At 51.9% G+C, this 18,204-nt stretch carries 22 protein-coding genes; 12 read left to right on the top strand and 10 right to left on the bottom strand.

Annotated features, from left to right (window positions below):
- Position 1: 1 nt before the first annotated feature.
- The 3 genes from E3E26_RS00310 to cgi121 all read right to left on the bottom strand — a co-directional run bounded on the left by E3E26_RS00310 (position 2) and on the right by cgi121 (position 1,950).
- The gene (locus E3E26_RS00310; RefSeq protein ID WP_167899434.1) at positions 2-265 is read right to left on the bottom strand and encodes a TMEM165/GDT1 family protein; all 264 of its coding nucleotides are present in this window, start codon (positions 263-265) and stop codon (positions 2-4) included.
- A gap of 13 nt (positions 266-278) precedes the next feature.
- Positions 279-1,457 (bottom strand): pyridoxal phosphate-dependent aminotransferase, encoded by a 1,179-nt coding sequence (locus E3E26_RS00305; RefSeq protein WP_167899433.1) that lies wholly within the window; start codon positions 1,455-1,457, stop codon positions 279-281.
- 85 nt (positions 1,458-1,542) lie between these two features.
- Positions 1,543-1,950 (bottom strand): KEOPS complex subunit Cgi121, encoded by a 408-nt coding sequence (cgi121, locus tag E3E26_RS00300; RefSeq protein WP_167899432.1) that lies wholly within the window; start codon positions 1,948-1,950, stop codon positions 1,543-1,545.
- A 209-nt stretch (positions 1,951-2,159) separates the two neighbouring features.
- Between cgi121 and E3E26_RS00295 the strand changes: the two genes are divergently transcribed.
- From E3E26_RS00295 to E3E26_RS00280, 4 genes are all read left to right on the top strand, one after another.
- Positions 2,160-2,351, top strand: a complete 192-nt coding sequence (locus E3E26_RS00295; RefSeq protein WP_167899431.1) for a ribbon-helix-helix domain-containing protein — start codon at positions 2,160-2,162, stop codon at positions 2,349-2,351.
- Positions 2,352-2,416: 65 nt separating this feature from the next.
- Positions 2,417-3,667, top strand: coding sequence for a cell division protein FtsZ (gene ftsZ, locus E3E26_RS00290; protein WP_167899430.1), 1,251 nt, complete (start codon positions 2,417-2,419; stop codon positions 3,665-3,667).
- A 33-nt stretch (positions 3,668-3,700) separates the two neighbouring features.
- Positions 3,701-4,471, top strand: a complete 771-nt coding sequence (locus E3E26_RS00285; protein WP_167899429.1) for a ParA family protein — start codon at positions 3,701-3,703, stop codon at positions 4,469-4,471.
- Positions 4,458-4,802, top strand: a complete 345-nt coding sequence (locus E3E26_RS00280; RefSeq protein WP_167899428.1) for a CopG family transcriptional regulator — start codon at positions 4,458-4,460, stop codon at positions 4,800-4,802. The genes E3E26_RS00285 and E3E26_RS00280 overlap by 14 nt, the downstream gene beginning before the upstream one ends.
- 97 nt (positions 4,803-4,899) lie before the next feature.
- On the opposite strand, the gene E3E26_RS00275 is transcribed toward E3E26_RS00280, so the two are convergent.
- The 5 genes from E3E26_RS00275 to E3E26_RS00255 form a co-directional block, all read right to left on the bottom strand.
- Positions 4,900-5,352, bottom strand: a complete 453-nt coding sequence (locus E3E26_RS00275; RefSeq protein ID WP_167899427.1) for an adenylyltransferase/cytidyltransferase family protein — start codon at positions 5,350-5,352, stop codon at positions 4,900-4,902.
- A gap of 1 nt (position 5,353) precedes the next feature.
- Positions 5,354-5,872, bottom strand: a complete 519-nt coding sequence (locus E3E26_RS00270; protein ID WP_167899426.1) for an RNA-binding protein — start codon at positions 5,870-5,872, stop codon at positions 5,354-5,356.
- 2 nt (positions 5,873-5,874) lie between these two features.
- Positions 5,875-6,522: an orotidine-5'-phosphate decarboxylase gene (pyrF, locus tag E3E26_RS00265; RefSeq protein ID WP_167899425.1), complete on the bottom strand. Its 648-nt coding sequence runs from the start codon at positions 6,520-6,522 to the stop codon at positions 5,875-5,877.
- 4 nt (positions 6,523-6,526) lie between these two features.
- Positions 6,527-7,129 carry a DUF4443 domain-containing protein gene (locus E3E26_RS00260; protein WP_167899424.1) on the bottom strand — a complete coding sequence of 201 codons (603 nt, stop codon included), beginning with the start codon at positions 7,127-7,129 and terminating at the stop codon, positions 6,527-6,529.
- A gap of 64 nt (positions 7,130-7,193) precedes the next feature.
- Positions 7,194-8,342, bottom strand: coding sequence for an inositol-3-phosphate synthase (locus tag E3E26_RS00255; RefSeq protein WP_167899423.1), 1,149 nt, complete (start codon positions 8,340-8,342; stop codon positions 7,194-7,196).
- Between the two features lie 246 nt (positions 8,343-8,588).
- Here E3E26_RS00255 and E3E26_RS00250 point away from each other — a divergent pair, with 246 nt between their 5' ends.
- Genes E3E26_RS00250 through E3E26_RS00235 form a run of 4 tightly spaced genes read left to right on the top strand, consistent with a single transcriptional unit; the run spans position 8,589 to position 13,133 of the window.
- Positions 8,589-10,223: an extracellular solute-binding protein gene (locus E3E26_RS00250; protein ID WP_167899422.1), complete on the top strand. Its 1,635-nt coding sequence runs from the start codon at positions 8,589-8,591 to the stop codon at positions 10,221-10,223.
- Between the two features lie 9 nt (positions 10,224-10,232).
- A complete protein-coding gene (locus E3E26_RS00245) occupies positions 10,233-11,168 on the top strand; it encodes a carbohydrate ABC transporter permease (protein WP_167899421.1) in 936 nt (311 codons plus the stop codon).
- A complete protein-coding gene (locus E3E26_RS00240; RefSeq protein WP_167899420.1) occupies positions 11,168-12,037 on the top strand; it encodes a carbohydrate ABC transporter permease in 870 nt (289 codons plus the stop codon). The genes E3E26_RS00245 and E3E26_RS00240 overlap by 1 nt, the downstream gene beginning before the upstream one ends.
- Before the next feature lie 10 nt (positions 12,038-12,047).
- Positions 12,048-13,133 carry an ABC transporter ATP-binding protein gene (locus E3E26_RS00235; RefSeq protein ID WP_167899419.1) on the top strand — a complete coding sequence of 362 codons (1,086 nt, stop codon included), beginning with the start codon at positions 12,048-12,050 and terminating at the stop codon, positions 13,131-13,133.
- On the opposite strand, the gene E3E26_RS00230 is transcribed toward E3E26_RS00235, so the two are convergent.
- A complete protein-coding gene (locus tag E3E26_RS00230) occupies positions 13,130-14,404 on the bottom strand; it encodes a bifunctional L-myo-inositol-1-phosphate cytidylyltransferase/CDP-L-myo-inositol myo-inositolphosphotransferase (protein WP_167900049.1) in 1,275 nt (424 codons plus the stop codon). The two genes, E3E26_RS00235 and E3E26_RS00230, sit on opposite strands and share 4 nt — an antisense overlap.
- A gap of 93 nt (positions 14,405-14,497) precedes the next feature.
- Here E3E26_RS00230 and E3E26_RS00225 point away from each other — a divergent pair, with 93 nt between their 5' ends.
- The gene (locus tag E3E26_RS00225; protein WP_012572207.1) at positions 14,498-15,175 is read left to right on the top strand and encodes a TIGR00289 family protein; all 678 of its coding nucleotides are present in this window, start codon (positions 14,498-14,500) and stop codon (positions 15,173-15,175) included.
- Positions 15,176-15,213: 38 nt separating this feature from the next.
- Here the strand turns inward: E3E26_RS00225 and E3E26_RS11100 are convergent, their stop codons facing one another.
- Complete coding sequence (locus tag E3E26_RS11100) at positions 15,214-15,516, bottom strand: hypothetical protein (RefSeq protein ID WP_240911609.1); 303 nt, start codon at positions 15,514-15,516, stop codon at positions 15,214-15,216.
- Positions 15,517-15,891: 375 nt separating this feature from the next.
- On the opposite strand from E3E26_RS11100, the gene E3E26_RS00215 reads away from it, so the two are divergent.
- The 3 genes from E3E26_RS00215 (at position 15,892) to E3E26_RS00205 (ending at position 18,200) form a co-directional block, all read left to right on the top strand.
- Positions 15,892-16,047 carry a hypothetical protein gene (locus E3E26_RS00215; RefSeq protein WP_167899418.1) on the top strand — a complete coding sequence of 52 codons (156 nt, stop codon included), beginning with the start codon at positions 15,892-15,894 and terminating at the stop codon, positions 16,045-16,047.
- Positions 16,044-17,354 (top strand): RNA-guided endonuclease TnpB family protein, encoded by a 1,311-nt coding sequence (locus tag E3E26_RS00210; RefSeq protein ID WP_012572204.1) that lies wholly within the window; start codon positions 16,044-16,046, stop codon positions 17,352-17,354. The genes E3E26_RS00215 and E3E26_RS00210 overlap by 4 nt, the downstream gene beginning before the upstream one ends.
- Before the next feature lie 84 nt (positions 17,355-17,438).
- Positions 17,439-18,200: an ABC transporter ATP-binding protein gene (locus tag E3E26_RS00205; RefSeq protein WP_167899417.1), complete on the top strand. Its 762-nt coding sequence runs from the start codon at positions 17,439-17,441 to the stop codon at positions 18,198-18,200.
- Positions 18,201-18,204: the final 4 nt, after the last annotated feature.

Raw genomic sequence — 18,204 nt, 5'->3', positions numbered from 1 at the left:
CCTAAAGCTTTCCGAGTATCATCAGCACGCCGAAAATAATGAAAAGTCCTCCAGCAAGCTTGTGAACAACGTCCAGGGGCAGTACGTCGCCGAGTTTGTCTCCCAGAAATGCACCGATAAGATTTACCGCCGCCAGGCCCAAGATCGCTCCAACGAAGGCTGTCTTCCAGCCGTATTTGGAAGCAAAGGCTATCGTTGCGAGCTGGGTTTTATCTCCTAGCTCGGCAAGAAATATTGCAATGAAGATGGCGAGGATACCATCCATGTCTTGTTCACCGTTAGAGCTTTGATAGTGCCTCATTCATTCTCTCCATAGCCTCGATGAGCTGGCTCTTCTTGGTGGCGTAGCTTATCCTTATCCATCCCTCACCGGCCTTGCCGAAGGCGGTTCCTGGAATAACGACAACCCTCGCGTTCTCGAGCAGCCACTCGGCGAAATCCTCACTGCTCATGTCGAGCTCTGAGTCAATTTTGGCCCAGACATAGAAGGCGCCCTTCGGTCTGAACGGCGTTATGTGGGGCATCTTGTTGAGGTACTTAAGAACGAGCCTTCTCCTTTCAGCGTAGGTCTGGCGCATCCTTTCAACGGCTTCCCAGCTGCGCTTGTCTCTCAGGGCCGTTATTCCCGCTATCTGAACGAAGGAGGTAACGTTGCCAACGACATAGGCGTGGAGCTTTATCATATCCCTGATTACTTGGGTCGGCGCTATGGCGAAGCCCAAACGCCAGCCGGTCATGGCGAAGGTCTTCGAGAAGCTGTTCGCGAGGATTGTATTGTCAGGGGCGTACTTGATCATGGGGTAGTGTTTGGCCCCCTCGTAGAGGAAGTGCTCGTAGGGTTCGTCGCTGAGGATGTAGAGGTTGTAGTCCTCAGCTATGTCCGCTATGGCTTTCACAGTTTTCTTCTTGAGGATTGCACCCGTGGGGTTGTTAGGGTAGTTGAGAACGAGCATCCTGGTGCGCTTGGTTATAGCCTCGACTAGTTCATCGGGGTCAATCTGGAACTCGTTCTCCTCACGGAGGGGAATCCTTATTATTCCCGCCTCGGCTATCTTGGCATCTTCAACATAGCAGACAAAAGCAGGGTCGGGGATTATAACGTCGTCATCCTCCTCAAGGAGCGTCTGGAAGGCGAGATAAGTTGCCTCATAAGCGCCAGCAGTGACGATTATATCGTTGGGAGAAACGTCCACCTTGTAGTGGGTCTTGTAGTACTCGGCTATCGCCTCCCTGAACTCGGGAATACCTGCGTTGGGCGTGTAATGGGTGTAGCCTTCGTCAATAGCCCTTTTCGCGGCATCCTTAACGACATCGGGCGTGTCGAAGTCGGGCTCACCTATTCCAAGGGAAATGACGCCCTCCATTTTTCTGGCTTTCTCAAAAAGTTCCCTAATCTTTGAGCGCTGGATGAGGTTTATACGCCCTGCAAGGAAGTACTTGCGCTTTTTATATCTCATTGAGCATCACCTCAAGCAGTCCGAAAATGAGGAAGGGATTTTATAAACCTATCCTCAAGGAAGTACAGAAATGGGCATCTAACGCCTATAAAACTTCAACGAGGGCAGCCTTTTCAAAAAAAGTTTTCACTTTTTCCTTATCACAGTCGTTCATTGGTAGCTCCTTGAGGCCGAGTTCCTGAAGTATCGATTCCGCTCTCTCACGGCTTCCAAAGACGACCAGGTAGTTCTCTCCGTTTCTTATTCCGTGTTGGGCTATTGCATCTTTTATCTGAAGTGTCCCGGCGAGACGGAGAAGCAGTTCGCCGCCCACGGTTCTCGCATGGTTGGTTTTCCTCTCAAAGGAACGAAGGGCTAAGAGTGCTGCAAATGCCGCTGCCTCCCAGCATTCAACGTTCACTATCTGAAAGTTCCCACCCAGCTTCGGGATGAGCTCCTCGGCATTGTCTACATGGACCTTTGCGATGTGAAGGTTCTCTAGTATTTTTCTCATCGAGCCACCCAGAGTTAGCTGAAATCTCTGACGTTAAAACCCTTTCTCCCCTCCAATCTTCCTTGAGTTGAGGTATTTTTTGCTTTTTTGAATTTTTCTAAAAATTTTTTGAAAATCATCATATGCTAGTAATATTAAGCAAGCGCAAAGTATTTAACTAATTAAAGCACTACTTATTTCAGCGGCTTACTGGACTGGGTGGTGCAGCAATGAGCAAGATGCGTATCATCAGTGTACAGCTCCCTCAGGGACTGATTAACGCCATGGATCAACTCGTTAGGAAGGGCGTCTATCCCAACAGAAGTGAGATCATCAGAGAAGCCATTCGCGAGCTCCTGAAGAAGGAACTCTATCAGTTTGAGACTGAGGAACGCTCAACGCCCGACTACATCATGAAATAAGCCGCTAAAATCAACGTTAAAATCACTATCCTCTAATATCTGATGGACTGAGGGGGTTGGGGCCAATGGTATTTAAGCTCTTAGAACAGGCCGGAATTAAACTCGATTTGGACGACGAGCCGAAGACGGCAAAGCTCGATGGGTTTTCAGAAGAGAATTTAGACGACCTGATAAGGATTGTAATAGTCGGCGTTGGCGGTTCTGGAAACAACACCATAACCAGGCTCTACGAACTTGGTGTCCAGGGTGCTGAGCTGATAGCCATGAACACCGATGCTCAGCACCTTGCTAGGACGAAGGCTCATAAGAAGCTCCTCCTTGGTAGGGAGATAACCCACGGCAAGGGTTCCGGCGGGAACCCTGAGATAGGCTACCGCGCAGCCGAGGCGAGCGCCCACGAGATTGCCGAGACCATAGGTGACGCTGATTTGGTCTTCATAACCGCAGGTATGGGTAACGGCACAGGTACGGGCGCCGCTCCTGTTGTGGCCAAGGTCATTAAGGAGCGCGCGAGGCACAACGGCCGCTTTAGGGAGCCGCTCGTTGTCAGCGTCGTCACGTTCCCGTTCAGGAACGAGGGTAAGATAAGGATCGAGAAGGCCAGGGCGGGCATAAAAGCCCTTATGTACTACTCGGACACAGTCATAATCATCGAAAACGACAAGCTCCTCAAGCTCGTCCCGAAGCTGCCCATCAACGCTGCCTTCCGCTTTGCGGATGAGATAATAGCAAGGATGGTCAAAGGAATCACCGAGACCATAAAGCTGCCCTCTATGGTCAACATTGACTTCGCCGACGTTTACAGCGTCATGCACAACGGTGGAGCTGCCCTCATCGGAATAGGCGAGAGCGACTCCAGCAACAGGGCAGTGGATGCCGTCAAGAACGCCCTCGAGAACAAGATGCTCGAAGTCGAGTTTGGCAGCGGTGACAAGGCTCTGGTTCACTTCACCGTTGGTCCGGACGTCAGCCTCGGCGAGATAAACGCCGCTATGGACATTGTCTACGAGAAGCTCGGTGAAAAGTCGGAGATAAAGTGGGGCGCCAGGATAGACGAGGACATGGGTAAAGTCGTTCGTGCGATGGTAATCATGACCGGGGTTAAATCACCGCACATACTCGGCGGGGAGCACGCCCTCCAGATGGGCTCATCATTCAAGGAGAACCTGATAGCCCCAGAGCCGATCAAGCCCTTCAAGTCGGATGGCGATGGAGCGGACAAAATCTGGAGGGTTATCTCGGGGAACAAGAAGAACAAAAAGGAGCTTCCACCCTACGCGAAGAGGGTTCTCGACGACTTTATCGACTTTACCTGACTTCTTCATCTTTAACTTTGAGCAGGTGATTCTATGGCAGTGGTGATTAGCGTAGCCAACCAAAAGGGTGGAGTTGGAAAGACGACGCTCACTATGAACCTCGGCCACGCACTGGCCTCGATGGGCAAGCGCGTTCTGCTCGTGGACATTGACCCTCAGTTCAATCTCACCTTCGGCCTGATCGGCATGGATGTGCTCGAATATGGGGAAAACAATGTCGGAACGCTGATGACGAGAGAGAGCAGTGTCGAAGAAACCATCGTCGAGGTCAGGAAGAACCTCCACCTGATACCGAGCCACCTCAACCTCTCGGCCAAGGAAATAGAGATAATCAACGCCTACAACCGCGAGAGAAGACTTGAAAAGGCTTTAACCCCGATACTGCCAGATTACGACTACGTGCTTATAGACAACCCGCCGAGCATGGGAATCTTCTTGGTTAACTCACTCACGGCATCAGATTACGTTCTAATCCCGCTCGAGCTCAGCTACTTCGGTGTCATCGGAATGCAGCTCATGTTCAACCTGATGCGCATGATAAGAGATGAAACCAACGAGAACCTCAAGCTGCTTGGTTTAGTTCCCAACAAGTTCACGCGCCAGACTAAGGTTCCCAAGATGCGCCTTAGAGAGCTGAAGGAAACCTATCCAGATGCGCCGATTCTGACGACGATCCCAAAGGCCATAGCACTTGAGAAGGCCCAGAGCCAGGGGCTGAGCATATTCGAGTTTGAGGGTGACGGACGGGCCGCAAAGGCCCTCTTAAAGCTCGCCAGAGAGGTGGTTGAGATTGTCGAAGGATAAAATCCCGAGACTTTTTGACGGTTCCGTTAACGAGCTTACCAAGCCTTCCAGGCTAAAGAAGCTGGAGGAGAAGGTCAAATTGAAATCAAAAGACCTGAAGAAGGAGAAGAAGCAGAAGACCCTCTACATAAGCCTCGACATGAACAGGAAGCTCATTGAGCTCTACGGAGAGGAGGGCAGGAGGCAGAGCGCCATAGTGGAGGATGCAGTCAACCTCTACTACTATCTCAAGCTAGCCCTGGGCGAAAAGAAGTTCGACGAGCTAATGAGCGCCGTCAAGAGGGAAGACCCGGAGTTCCTGAGGGAGTACATGGGACGGTTTAAACTCTGACGTTAATCCAGGACCAGTGAAATAAGTGCTAGAATCAGGCCCCAACTCCCGTTGGGAAGAATCTGCGATGAAATAAGGGCTGAAATCAGAGCTGGAATCACTCACAGTATGTTTCCACTATCCTCTGGATTATTTTGCTTGTCTTTGCTCTATCCTCCTTGTATAGGTATGGAATCCTTATGACCTCGGCGTTTATTCCGTGCTTTCTCAGTTCCTCCTTCAGCCTCTCGCAGCTGAATGCCTGATCCGGCCCTATCGCAACAATATCCGGGTTTATTTTCCTGACGAGCTCGTAGTCTATCGTCCTTGGAGAACCGATGTAAACCTCGTCCACCATCTTGAGTGCCCTCAAAAGCTCGGCCCTGTCCTCAGCGGGGTTCACCGGCTCACGGCGCTTCTGCATTCTAACCGTCTCATCGTGGGCGACTATGACCACCAGCTCATCTCCAAGGCTCTTTGCCTGGCTCAAAAAGTGGATGTGACCAACGTGGAGGAGGTCAAAGACTCCGCCGACGAGGACTCTAATCTTCTTTCTCTCCTTTTTTTCCATATCATCCCACCGTTAGCTCCCAGATCCTGTCCTTTGCGTGGTGTATGACCTTGACGGCTTTGCCTTTGGGCTTCTCCTTCATATCCTTTCCGCTCATTAGGGCTATCCCAATCGCGAGAGGTCTGCCGTAGTCCTCCTCGACGACGAAGACGAAATCACCTTCTTTAATTCCCTCATCGGCGTCGGTTATTCCAGCCGCCATCACATCGGCGCCCTTAAGGATGAAGGGCACCGCCCCGGCATCGACAACAACCCTGCGCTTCAAGGTTCTCAGGTCTTCCTCATTGGACAGTTCGTAGAGCGCTATGACGAGCGGGAAGATTAGGTCCTTCCGCCTTATGAATGTCGGTTTCCCGTTCACGATGATTATCTCGGTGGTCTTGTCGAACTCGGCCAGCTCGACTCTGTCCTTTTTCTTGATGAGCTTTTGGGCGACCTCCTCTCCAAAGATCTCGCTCATCTCACGGATTATCTCTTTTACCTCCTTCTTGCTGAGCGGGTGCTTGACTTTCAGCTCCATCTTCACACCCCCATTATTTCATCGTAGAGCTTTCTCGCACTCTCCCTTGGGTTCTCACTTGCGTAGATGCTCCTCCCGACGATGATGTAGTCGGCGCCGGCCTTTAAAACTTCCCAAGCCTTTCCTCCCTGTGCCCCGACACCGGGGGTCAGGATTTTAACCTCCTTTTTGAGCCTCTCACGGATGTAAGCGACGCGCTCGGGCCTCGTTGCTGGGGCGATAACACCGAAGGGCTCGAGCTCGTTTGCCATCTCGATGAGCTTGTCTGCTACAGGCTGAATGAACTCTTTTGCCCCTGGGTGGCTCATCTCGACGACGATTATCGTCTTTCCGAGCTCCATGAGGGCCTTAACGCTGTCTTTGCCAACAAAACCATGGGCGATTATGTAATCTGCCCCCGCTTCGAAAACTCTGCTTGCTATGAGCCTGTTCGTGTTTGGAATGTCCGCTAGCTTTAAATCCGCTATTACGGGGAGACCCGTAACCTGCTTCAGCTCTGTGATGATACTCAAACCCGAGCCGATTATAAGCGGCCAGTTTACCTTGATAGCCCAGAGATAATCAGCTGTGCATTCGGCTATCTCCAACGCCCTGTCCCGTCCGTAGACGTCTAACGCCAGTATAAGCCTGCGCTCTTCATGAGATGTCATGCCTTCACCTCACGAGTGACTTGATTTCCTCTGGCAGTTCCTCTCCTTTCAGGAACAGGGCGACATGGTAGGCGCTCTTCATGGCCTCGGACTCCTTCTCGGCCCAGGTAACTATGACAAGGTCGCTCTCTTCCAGTTGAAATGCTTTCTTGAGCTTTTCAGCCAGTTCAGGCATGGTGTCGCTAAGCGGCCTGCTGTCCTCTGGAAAGACCGGCTCCCCCTTCTTGACGACGAGTATCATCGCTCCTTTCGCGAAGAACCTTATGGCCTCGTCACGGAGCTCTATGCTCTTGAACTCTGGCGGGTTCTTCACGATAAGAGCGTAGGCTGGATAACCTTCAACTTCTCCTACTTTCTGAACCTCTGAGAAGCTCTCGGAGATTCTCTCGAGGAGTTCCAGGCCCTTATCATTTAGTGAGTGCCCCCTCTGAGTCGACTCGATGACCTCGAGACCGGCGAGCTTCTTCAAAAGGGTTCTAACACTCCCCTCACCGAGGTCGAGAACCTCCGAAATAGTTTTTCTACCCGTTGGATTTCTCAGCATAAACAGAACTGCAATGGCATCCTCAAGCGTGAACTCTGGATAGGCTCCTCTCTTCCAGCTCATCGGCTTCCCTCCGAGAAAAGTAGGGCAAGGAGATTAAAACTTTATTGGAAAAAGGGAGAAAGGCTCAGAGCCACTTGGGTTCGAGACCGGCCCACATGCGCATCTTCTCGTGGGCGATGATCCTTGGGATGTTGCCTCTCTCCTTTGGTCCCGGGTTCTTCATGTAGAAGGCGTTGACCTCGTAAACCGTTCCGTACTCCTTCTTGTCGAGGGCTATCTTGCCGAGCCTGGCGAGGTCAACGAGCAGGCCAGCCAGAGCAGGGCTGTCGTTTATCCTGCCGGTTATGACGAGCTCATCGTGGGCGCCGTTGAAGCTGACGTACTCGATGTGCATGGCTATGAACTTCTTGTCGCCGAGCGGTTCGAGGAAGCCGGTGGGCTTAATGTAGTGCGGTGTGTCGTAGCCGAGCAGGTCCTTGACGATGGAGCTCTTGGTGAACTCCTTGCTCTTGTTCCTCTCCTTGTCGGTGAGAGCCAGGAAGTCGTTGTTTCCACCGATGTTGAACTGGGCTATATCGATGACGTAGCGGTTCCTCTGGGCGAGGTGGCTGAGTACGTCGGCGGTGAGCGGGGTTGCACCGGTGGCACCGTCGTCACCAAAGATGACCATGTTGCTCTCCTTGGCGAGTTCTACAAAGACCGGGTCGTTGGCGATGAGGGTCGGAATAGCGTTGACGAAGGCAGCGCCGCCGACCTCCTTGGCGTACTGGGCAATGGCGTAGGCGTAGACCTGCGTCGCCGTGAGCCTGTCCCTGTTGTCTTCCTCGATGGCCTTCTCAAGCTCCTCCCTGCTCTCGAAGGGAAGGAAGGCCTCGGTGGTGCAGACGTTGATGAAGACCTCAGCCTTCATCTCCTTCCACTCGTTTACGAGGTGTTCAATGGCATCCTTAAGGCTCATCTCGTCCTCCAAACCAGTGGCCTCAATCGGCAGGTTCCTGAGGCTCCTCAGGTGGATTCCCTTCCTCACGGTTATTCCTTTGAGGCTCTCTGGCGCCTCTGGATCGTAGACCTTGACGACCTCATAGAGATCCTTGCCGATCTTGGAGGCATCGACGTCGTAGGAGCCAACTATTTCGATGTCCTTTATCTTGATTGGGAGCTCATCAGCCAGGGGAACGCCGTAGGGCTCAAGCTTTCCGGCTTTTATCTTCTCAAGACCGCTCGCAAAGATGCTGGCAACGTAGCCCTGTCCGAGGATTACAACCCTAACCATTTTCCCACCTCCTTTACTTGTTTATGGATATTTTACAGCAGTTAAATAGTTTTTGGTGGAAAAACGATTTTATGAATTTTTGAACATTCCTTCCTTCCCAGTTTGCCCGATTGCCATCCAGAGAACCGCCTCCAAAAATTTTATAAATAACAAAACCTGAATAAAAGATGGCGTTTGCCCGCTTTCTAAAATAACTCCCTCCGGGCCTTTTTGGGCTCGCTTTTGACGACTTAGGGGGTGGTAGCCATGAGGGCCGCGGCACTCTGGCTGGTCGCATTGGTGGTTTTCGGAGTGATTGCCAGCGGCTGCATAGGAGGAGAAGAAACGAAGACTTCTTCTGCGGAGGTTCAGCTTACGGGGGACTTTACAAAGGACGCCGTTGAGATAGGCAAGATTCTAGAGCAGAATGGAGTTAAGGAGGTCAAGTTCTCCGCATGGGGTTCCGGCGACCCCAACAGCGTGATGAGGGTTTATGGCATAGTTGAAGCGGCGAGGAGGATAAACAAAATCTGGGCCGACAACGGTATCAACGTCAAAATCGTGATAACCGACACTCACTACGTCGCCTCCTTCCAAGACGCTTACAAAGAGTACCTAAGCAAGCAGCCCCTTGGACAGGCCGGGGACTTCTTCGTCAACAGCTACGCCTTCCTGCCGACCCTGGCCGATGAGGGCTACATCCTTGACATAACAGACTATGCGAAGGCCTACCAGAGCGTTATCGACGACTTCTATCCGTCCCTGATTGAGGCCTCAAAGTACAACGGAAAGCTCTACGGCCTGCCTCAGGATACCGAGGCGAGGCCCCTCTACATAAGGAAGGACGTCGCGGCGAAGATAGGCTTCGACCTTAACGGTCTGGACGAGAAGGTTAAGAACGGTGAGTTCACATGGAGCGACATCTACTACTGGGCCAAGAAGGCCAAGGATGAGGGAGCCGCCGAGTGGGGCCTCATCCACAGAAAGGGTTCAGCCCACCCTGACCTGATACAGTTCATCTTCGCCTTCGGGGGCAGGCTCTATGACCCAAACACCGGAAAGCTGGTCGTTGATGTTCCGGCCGTTTACAAGTGGCTCTACGTTGAGTGGAAGTTTGCCCGCGATGGCCTCCTTCCTGAGGACATAATGAGCTGGGACTGGGCCAAGCAGATACATCCAACGGTGGTCGAGGGGAGAACGCTCTTTGACATAGGCGGAACGTGGTACTGGACCGAGTGGCAGACCAAGCAGTACTACGCCAAGGGCGGAACTCCGAGGGGCCTCAAGCCCGAGGAAGTGAAGGAGTGGTTCTACTACACGCTCTTCCCGGCGGGTGAGAAGGGCGAGAAGCCGGTAACGCTGAGCCAGCCGTTCGTCTGGATGATAAACTCCAAGGCCGGCCAGCTGAACCCGAAGTACGATGAGCTCAAAGATGTCTACCACAAGCTCGCCTTCCTGATGCTCATCAAGGCCAGCGACCCGGACATAAACGCGATACACAGCGTCATCTCCGCTCACCTGCCCGTGAGAAAAGCTGCTGCAGAGCTCATCAAGGACGAAAAGTGGCTCAACGACCTCAAGTCGCTCAACCTCGACCTGAGCGATGAGGTGAAGAACAACATCCGGGACATCGTTCAGGCGACGGTCAACCCGATAAACGCCCAGTTCCTGGCAGATGTTAGCTACATGCTGGAGTACACCCACCTGGCTCCTGCTCACCCGAAGTATCCTGCCCTGGCCGACATCTTCAAGGAGGCGGTTGACAAGGTCCTCAGGGGCGAGATGAAGCCGGACGAAGCCGTTAATTACATAATTCAGAAGGTCAATGCCGATCCCGAGCTTAAAGATGCCGTCGAGATACAGGGAGAGATACCCAAAGACTGGAAGTTCCCCCAGGGATGAGGTGATTTCATGAGGGGAAAAGTTAGGGATCTTTCCTTCTTTCTGTCCCCTATGATAATTATGGTGTTCCTGTTCTACCTGATACCCCTAGTCATGACCGTCTATATTAGCATGACCCGGATGAGGAACTGGAACGTTGACAGGTATCTTACCGAGTTTGTGGGCCTCTACAACTACGATAGGCTTTTCTACATGTTCCAGCACGACCCGACCTTCAAGGCCGTTGTTCTGACCACCCTCGTCTTCGTCGGAATCACGCTCATGATAAACGTCTTTGGGGGCCTTGCCCTCGCCCTGGCGACATTCTTCATTAACGAAAAATCCGCCTCTTCATACCGTCTGCTCTGGCTCCTCCCCAGGATGTCGCCGATAGCGGTTTACAGCCTTGTCTGGTACTACTTCTTTCACGGGAGTGAAATCGGAACTCTGAACTCCGTTCTGATGCACCTCGGCCTCATTTCCGAACCCATCCCCTGGGGACAGGTCATACCCTGGGGGGCGTGGAGCATAATAATCTTCGTTAACGGCCTCGTGGGGGTAAGCTTCGGAATGATAGTCTTCACCTCAGCGCTGAACCAGATACCCCGGGAGCTGGTCGTTGCGGCGAGGGTTGACGGCGCTTCCTCGTGGCAGATATCAAGGAGGATACTAATTCCCATGATCAAGTGGCACCTGCTCTACGTCCTCACCTGGCAGTTCCTCAGCCTGCTCACCACATATCCCCACCTCTTCCTGCTCGTTCAGTGGGATCTCGTTAACAGGGACTACGGAACAACGCTGGCGCTGTACGTATTCAATACTGCCTTCGGCAGGGGTGAGCAGGACCAGGGGCTGGCAGCGGCGGCAGCGGTGATTCTCTCAATAATAGGCATAATAGGTGGCTTTGTGACTCTTAAGGTGCTCAAGTTCGAGAGGATGATGAGAAGGCCAAGGGGGGACTTCTGATGAGGGACGTTGAGGCTAGACCCAAGAGGTACGAGTGGCTAATCCTCCTCGCCCTCCTCCTTGCAAGCCTTCCCCTCCTCGTCGGCTTTTCCCTCCTCATGCTGTCGAGCTTCAGCACCGAGATGGTCACAAACCTCGACCCGGGTTCCTTTCACTTCACCCTTGAAAACTGGATAAACCTCTTCCAGGGGAAGATAGCCACAACCGGCGGGATAAGGGTCAACATCTGGAGGATAACCCTCAACACCCTCATTGTGGCCCTAGGGGTTGCTGGGGTAGTCACGCTGACGAGCACGATGGCGGGCTACTCACTGTCGAGGATAGACTTTAAGGGAAGGAAGACCATGATGGTTCTCCTCCTGGTTCTCCACGCCTTTCCGGGTGTTGCCCTCATAGTCGGAGTCTACCTCCTATACCGCCTTACTTTTCCGGAGTCAACGGGCTTCGTCGGGCTTTACTCCTTCCTCTACGTTATTCTCGCCCGCGCGGCCCTTGAAATCCCGATGTCAATATGGCTGATGAAGGGCTTCTTCGACACAGTCCCCTGGGAGTTTGAGTGGTCGGGGATAATCGACGGGGCATCTAGGATAACCGTCTGGAGAAAGATTATGCTCCCCCTGATAAAGCCGGGAATTCTTTCGGTGGCCCTCTTTGCCTTCCTCGCCGGCTGGCAGGACATAATCTACGTCAGGACTTTCCTGATATACCAGACGCTCGCGACGTTCATAGAGGCCAACATAGAGGCGGAGTACTCGCACATGCCCCTCATTGCCGCCGCCGGGACGTTCTACCTTCTTCCTACCATAATATTCTTCCTGACGGCCCAGAAGCTCCTCCTCCAGGGCTATTCGGGTGGAATTAAGGGATGAGGTGGTGGATATGGTCAGGATAACCCTGGAAAACATCACGAAGAAGTTCGGTGATTTCACAGCCCTTAGGGGCATAAGCCTTGAGATAGAGGACAAGGAGTTCATGGCCCTCCTCGGGCCGAGCGGAAGCGGGAAGTCGACGCTCCTCTACACGATAGCTGGAATCTATAAACCAACGAGCGGGAGGATATACTTTGACGGACGCGACATAACTGACGTCCCCCCGAAGGACAGGAACGTCGGACTCGTCTTCCAGAACTGGGCGCTCTATCCCCACATGAAGGTCTTCGACAACATCGCCTTCCCCCTTGAGCTGAGAAAGGCTCCGAAGGACGAGATCGAGCGGAAGGTGAGAGAAGTAGCCGAGATGCTCCGCATAGAGAAGCTCCTCGATAGGTATCCCTGGCAGCTGAGCGGCGGCCAGCAGCAACGCGTGGCAATAGCGAGGGCCCTTGTCAAGGAACCGGACGTCCTCCTCCTCGATGAGCCCCTCAGCAACCTCGATGCTCTCCTCAGGCTGGAGGTGAGAGCAGAGCTCAAGAGGCTCCAGAAGGAGCTGGGCATAACGGCCGTCTACGTAACCCACGACCAGGCCGAGGCTCTGGCCATGGCCGACAGGATAGCCGTGATAAGGGAGGGAAAGATACTACAGGTCGGGGACCCGGACGACGTTTATTACCGTCCCAAGTACCGCTTCGTCGGCGGTTTTCTTGGAAGCCCACCCATGAACTTCCTCGATGCTGAGGTTGAGAATGAGCACCTCAATGTTTACGGTAATAGAATTCCGGTTCCGGCGCAGTACCGGGAGCTTGTGAAAAGGATCAACGTTGAGGAGGTTATACTCGGCTTCAGGCCCCATGATGCCGAGGTCGTTAGGGGAGAGGCCGAGGGATTAAAAGGTGCCGTTTACTCCTTTGAACCCTTGGGTAGGGAGCAGATAGTTACGGTTTCATTCAACGGGGCCCACGTTAAGGTATTCGCACCGGAGGGAGAGCACTTCCGCTTTGGGGAGGAGGTAACGGTCAGGATCATGGAGGATAGAATTGTCCTTTTCGATAGAAAGACGGAGAAAGCCCTGGAATTCCTTGAATCTTAGCTTCCCTCTTTTCTCCATATGAGATAGGCCGTGAGACCAACCCGGAGGTTCGTCAAAACTGCCAGGAGGGCAAAGAGAGCCTTAACCTGGCCAGGAAGGAGCAGGATCATCGTTAAAAATATCCTCTCATCCCTCTTGCCCGGCAGATATCGAAGCGCTGGAACGACTCTGTAAGCATCCTTGCAGTAGGCCGCTTTGAAGCGCTCTGTGGAGTAGCTCACCATAACTGAGCCTAACAAGGCCAGCAGAGCTACAAGCCACCAAACTGGTTCGCTTAGCGTTGAGTATACGAGCAGGGCCAAAAATGCTCCATCCACGTAGCGGTCGAGGAGGGAATCAACATAGCCTCCAAAGCGGCTCGTCTGCAGTCTCGCTCGAGCCAGTTCACCGTCCACCCCGTCAAGGATTGAACTGAGCTGGTAAAGGATGCCGGCTACCGCTGGATTCCAGAGGTTTAGCAGTGCCGAGAGCAGGCCAAAGAGGAACGTAACGACGGTCATTGCGTTTGGGCTGACGTGCTCGACCAGCAGTATGCTCATCTCGGTTGAAATCTTCCTGTTCAGATGCCTGCTGATGAAGCCATCACCGGTTCCTTTAACGGCGCTCTTAATGAGCATCCTCCTGGCGCGCTTGACGTCCTTTGGCGTGTCCACATCGACCCATGGAAGGCCGTCAACGAAGGTAACTTTCAGCTTTGCCCTTTCAACGACCTCCCTAAGCTCGAAGCTACCCTTCTCTGCGACCAGTGAGGACGTGACTTCAAAGATATCCTCCTCGAGGACGAAAAAGCCGGTATCTACGGCATCCCACTCCTCAAGATCCTTCCCGATTCTTGCCACTTTCCCGTTCTCGACCTTTACCTTGGTGGCCTCTCCAACGTCGGCCCATCCCGGTTTCCTGTCCGCTATGAGCCCTTTACCCTTCACTGCTTCCCTGACGAAGGCTTCCGAATATACGTGGTCGCTCATTACGAGAACAAACCTTCCACTAACCTTTCCCCTCGCGAGGTGAAGGGAGTAACCGTTTCCTCGCTCAGGGGCGGGGTTTGTCACGAACTCTGCATTGAAGCCGTGTTTTTCGATGAACTCTCTGTAAAGCTCGACATAGTGCTCGTTGGTGATTATAACGAACCTCTTGACTCCCTCATTGCTCAGAAGCTTCATGGTGCGGTAGAGTATTTCTCTTCCTGCCACCTTGAGCAGTCCCTTGGGCCTTCTGCCGATCCTTGTCCCGAGGCCAGCTGCTAGAATCACTGCCGTAGTTGGAACCATGGGCATCACCTTTTTAAGGCATTTCAAGTGCGTTGGATTAGAAGTCTGAAATTAAATTAACTGAAGGTGATTTAAAGCTTTCGGGTGAGAGAGATGCGCGTTGCGGTGCTCTACTCCGGCGGTAAGGATTCGAACTATGCCCTATACTGGGCTCTGAAGCAGGGCTTTGAGGTCAAATATCTTGTCAGCATGGTTAGCGAGAGCGACGAGAGCTACATGTACCACGTGCCGAACATTCACCTAACCGAGCTTCAGGCCAAAGCGATTGGGATACCCCTCATTAAGGGCTTCACCAGCGGCGAGAAGGAGAAGGAAGTCGAGGACATGAAGGCCGTCCTTGAGGGGCTGAAGGTAGACGGCATCGTTGCTGGAGCTTTAGCGAGCGAGTACCAGAAGAAGAGGGTTGATAGGGTTGCAGAAGAGCTCGGACTTGAGAGCTTCGCTCCCGCCTGGCATCGCGATCCGGTTGACTACATGCGCGAGCTGATAAACATCTTTGACATCGTGATGGTCGGCGTTTCCGCTTACGGCCTCGACCAGAAGTGGCTCGGAAGGAGGATAGACGAGAAAGCTTTAGAAGAGCTTATCAAAATTCACGAAAAGTACAGCATTCACGTCGCTGGCGAGGGTGGCGAGTTTGAGACCTTCGTTCGCGATGCGCCCTTCTTCAAAGCCAGGATAGTCTTCGATGAGGTAGAAAAGCGGTGGGACGAGTGCAGCTATTCCGGCGTTCTTGAGGTTAAAAGGGCGCATCTGGAGCCAAAAGAGTGATTCTTCACCTTTTAAAATTTGGAAAAGAAGGGAAAGCCTCAGCCCTCTGGCTTCACCCTTACCCACAGCCAAACCTTACTGCAGCCTCCGCTGACGCCGCAGACGTTGAAATCCAGGACCCACTCCTTGGTCGGGATTCCGGAGAAAACGTGCCAGTCGAAGTAGTCGTCGTCGAGCAGGATCGTTATCCCCACGATGCCCACCGGGTCGTCGTTGTTCCACCCGGTGGTTTTGATCAGAATTCTCCTGTACTTCCGGGCCTCGTCGAGCGGCATCACAAAGACAGGATAGCCGTTGATGTAGGACCAGTTCACGCTTATCGTCCTATCGTCGTGATACAAAAGCCTGCTGTGGTCGTTCGCCTCGACTCGTTCCCGTTGATGTTGATGTGGGGGTATTACTCGCACATCCGCTGATAATGACTAATAACGTTAGGAATACAAAAATTAGAACCTTTGATGTCTCTCTCATGAAGGCGCCTCCAAATCCAAACCCTTGGAGGCAAGAAACGAAATTAGGTCCCATACAAGGGTTTGGATTTTTTATAATTTGGCCCTCTTCATATTTAAGAGTTTCTGGATGGTTTATCTTTTTTCTTTTGAAAACTTCGCTCCTTAGGGCGAGGATTCAATAAACCACCCAATGACCCTCATACCGAGAAAGCACTCAAAGAAAAGCTTAAATACTAAGCAATGCTAATAATTAATGGTGAGAGCTTGGGGGTCATGACAATTTCCGTTGATGATGAAGTCGAAAGAAAATTCAGGGAACTCGTGGAAAAGAAATACGGGAAAATCAGGGGAGCTTTAGGCGTTGCAGTAACTGAAGCCATGAAACTCTGGATTAAAAAAGTAGAAAGCGAGGAAAAATGAAGAGAACATTGACACTCAAACTCCAGCCCTCAAAAGAGCAAGAAAAGGCTCTCTTTCAGTTGGCTGACCTAAGTTCCAGAGCATGGAATAGAGTAAACTACCTTAGACGGCAGGAATACTTCCAAGGAAAACCAATAGACTTTTTGAAAACTCAGAAAATCGTTTACGAAGAGTTCAAGAAAGAAATCGGTTCTGCAACCGTCCAAACAATAGCGAGGAAAAACGCTGAAGCTTGGCGGGGCTTCTTCTCCCTCCTCAGGAAGAAGAGGAACGGAGAACTCCCCACTTGGTTAAAACCAAAACCACCAAACTACCTCAAAGAAAACGGGAAGAGAAAGCTCTTCATCGTTCTGAGAAACACTCAATACCGCATTGAAGGAAATAAGCTTATTTTAATGGGTCTCGGCAAATTCAAACGCCTCGAAATACAGTTTAAGGGGAGAATACACTTGAGGGGCAAGCAGGGAAGATTAGAAATCATCTATGATAATGCTAAGCAAAAATGGTATGCTCATGTCAGCTTCACCGTTGAGAAAAAGCTAATCAAAAACGAATGGATCAGCGTTCCAAGAACACCAAAAGGAAGACTCACAGCAGGGATTGACTTAGGAGTGAACAACTTAATGGCCGTTTATGTCGAGAACGGGGAAAGCTTCTTGGTGAATGGAAAACCACTAAAATCAATAGCCTTCTACTGGCAGAGGAGGATTGCGGATTATCAGTCGAAACTCAGCAAAAGCGGGGCTAAAAAGAGCAGGAAACTCAAAAGAATGCATGAAAAGGCCAAACTTCAGGCGAAGCACTACATTAACACGGTGGTAAGACAAACAGTTAGGAGGCTTTACGATTTGGGTGTTTCTAAAATCGTCGTTGGTTACCCAAAGGGAATAGCAAGAAACTCTGAGAAGAGAAGGAAGCAAAATTTTCTCCTCTCTCACGTCTGGCGGTTTAATTACGTTATCAAACGTCTTAAGGAAGTTGCCGAAGAGTATGGTATCCTTGTTGAGGTCGTTGATGAGGCTTTTACTTCTAAAACCTGCCCCGTTTGCGGGAAGCCTCATAAAGGGGCGAGATTTGTTCGTGGTCTTTATTCGTGTCCCACAACGGGGCTTGTGTTTAATGCCGACTTGGTTGGGGCATTTAATATTTTGAAGAAGGTAAAAACGATAACCCCGAGCCTTGAGGGTTTGAGAGCCTTCAGGGTGAGGGGTAATGGGGGGAAGGCTCTCCCCGAGGGGTTGAAAACCCACTTTTTAGTGGGTTTGAATGAAGCCCCTCAAACCTCCCTGTCACTGGCGAGGGGTTAATCCTCGCCCTTCAATGCAGGGAGGGAGGTCAGTCAATGGACAAGACTTATTAGCGGTGGGTGAAATTTTATCCCGGGTGGTAGGGTGATTGAAGCCGAGAACCTCGTCAAGACCTTTGGTTCCACTCACGCCCTTAGGGGAATCAGCTTCACGGTAAAAAATGGCGAGATATACGGCCTTCTTGGTCCCAACGGTAGTGGAAAGTCAACAACGATGAAAATCCTTGCGGGGATCTTGAGACCCACCTCCGGGAGGGTTCTCGTTGATGGTGTTAATGTATCGGAAAATCCAATCAAAGTGAAGGAAATAGTCGGCTACGTCCCCGAAACTCCAGTCCTCTATGAGAGTCTTACCCCAATCGAGTTCTTCAACTTCATCGGGAGTGTGAGACGGATTCCAGGAGAGAGGCTCAATGAGATGGCCGAGACCCTTGTGAAGGCCTTTGGGGTAGAGAAATACCTCGATGAGCTGATAGGCTCCCTCAGCTTCGGAACCAAGCAGAAGGTTTCCCTCATAAGCGCCCTCCTCCATGATCCAAAAGTCCTTATCCTTGATGAGGCCATGAACGGCCTCGATCCTAAAAGCGCTCGCATTCTCAGGGAACTTCTCCTTCAGTTCAAAGGGGAGGGCAGGAGCATTGTATTCTCCACCCACGTGCTCCAGCTGGCGGAGATGATCTGCGACCGTGTTGGTGTTATCTACAACGGCGAAATAATTGCCGAGGGAACGGTTGACGAACTCAAGAAGTTCGCCCATGAGGAGAGCCTGGAGGATGTCTTCCTCAAACTGACCGAGAGCCAGGACGAGATTTTTGCCGTAGTTCAGGCACTCAAGGAGAGGCTTTAGGTGG

The sequence above is a fragment of the Thermococcus sp. LS1 genome (assembly GCF_012027395.1).
Classification (GTDB): domain Archaea; phylum Methanobacteriota_B; class Thermococci; order Thermococcales; family Thermococcaceae; genus Thermococcus.
This window is presented reverse-complemented; position numbering and strand designations above follow the sequence as displayed.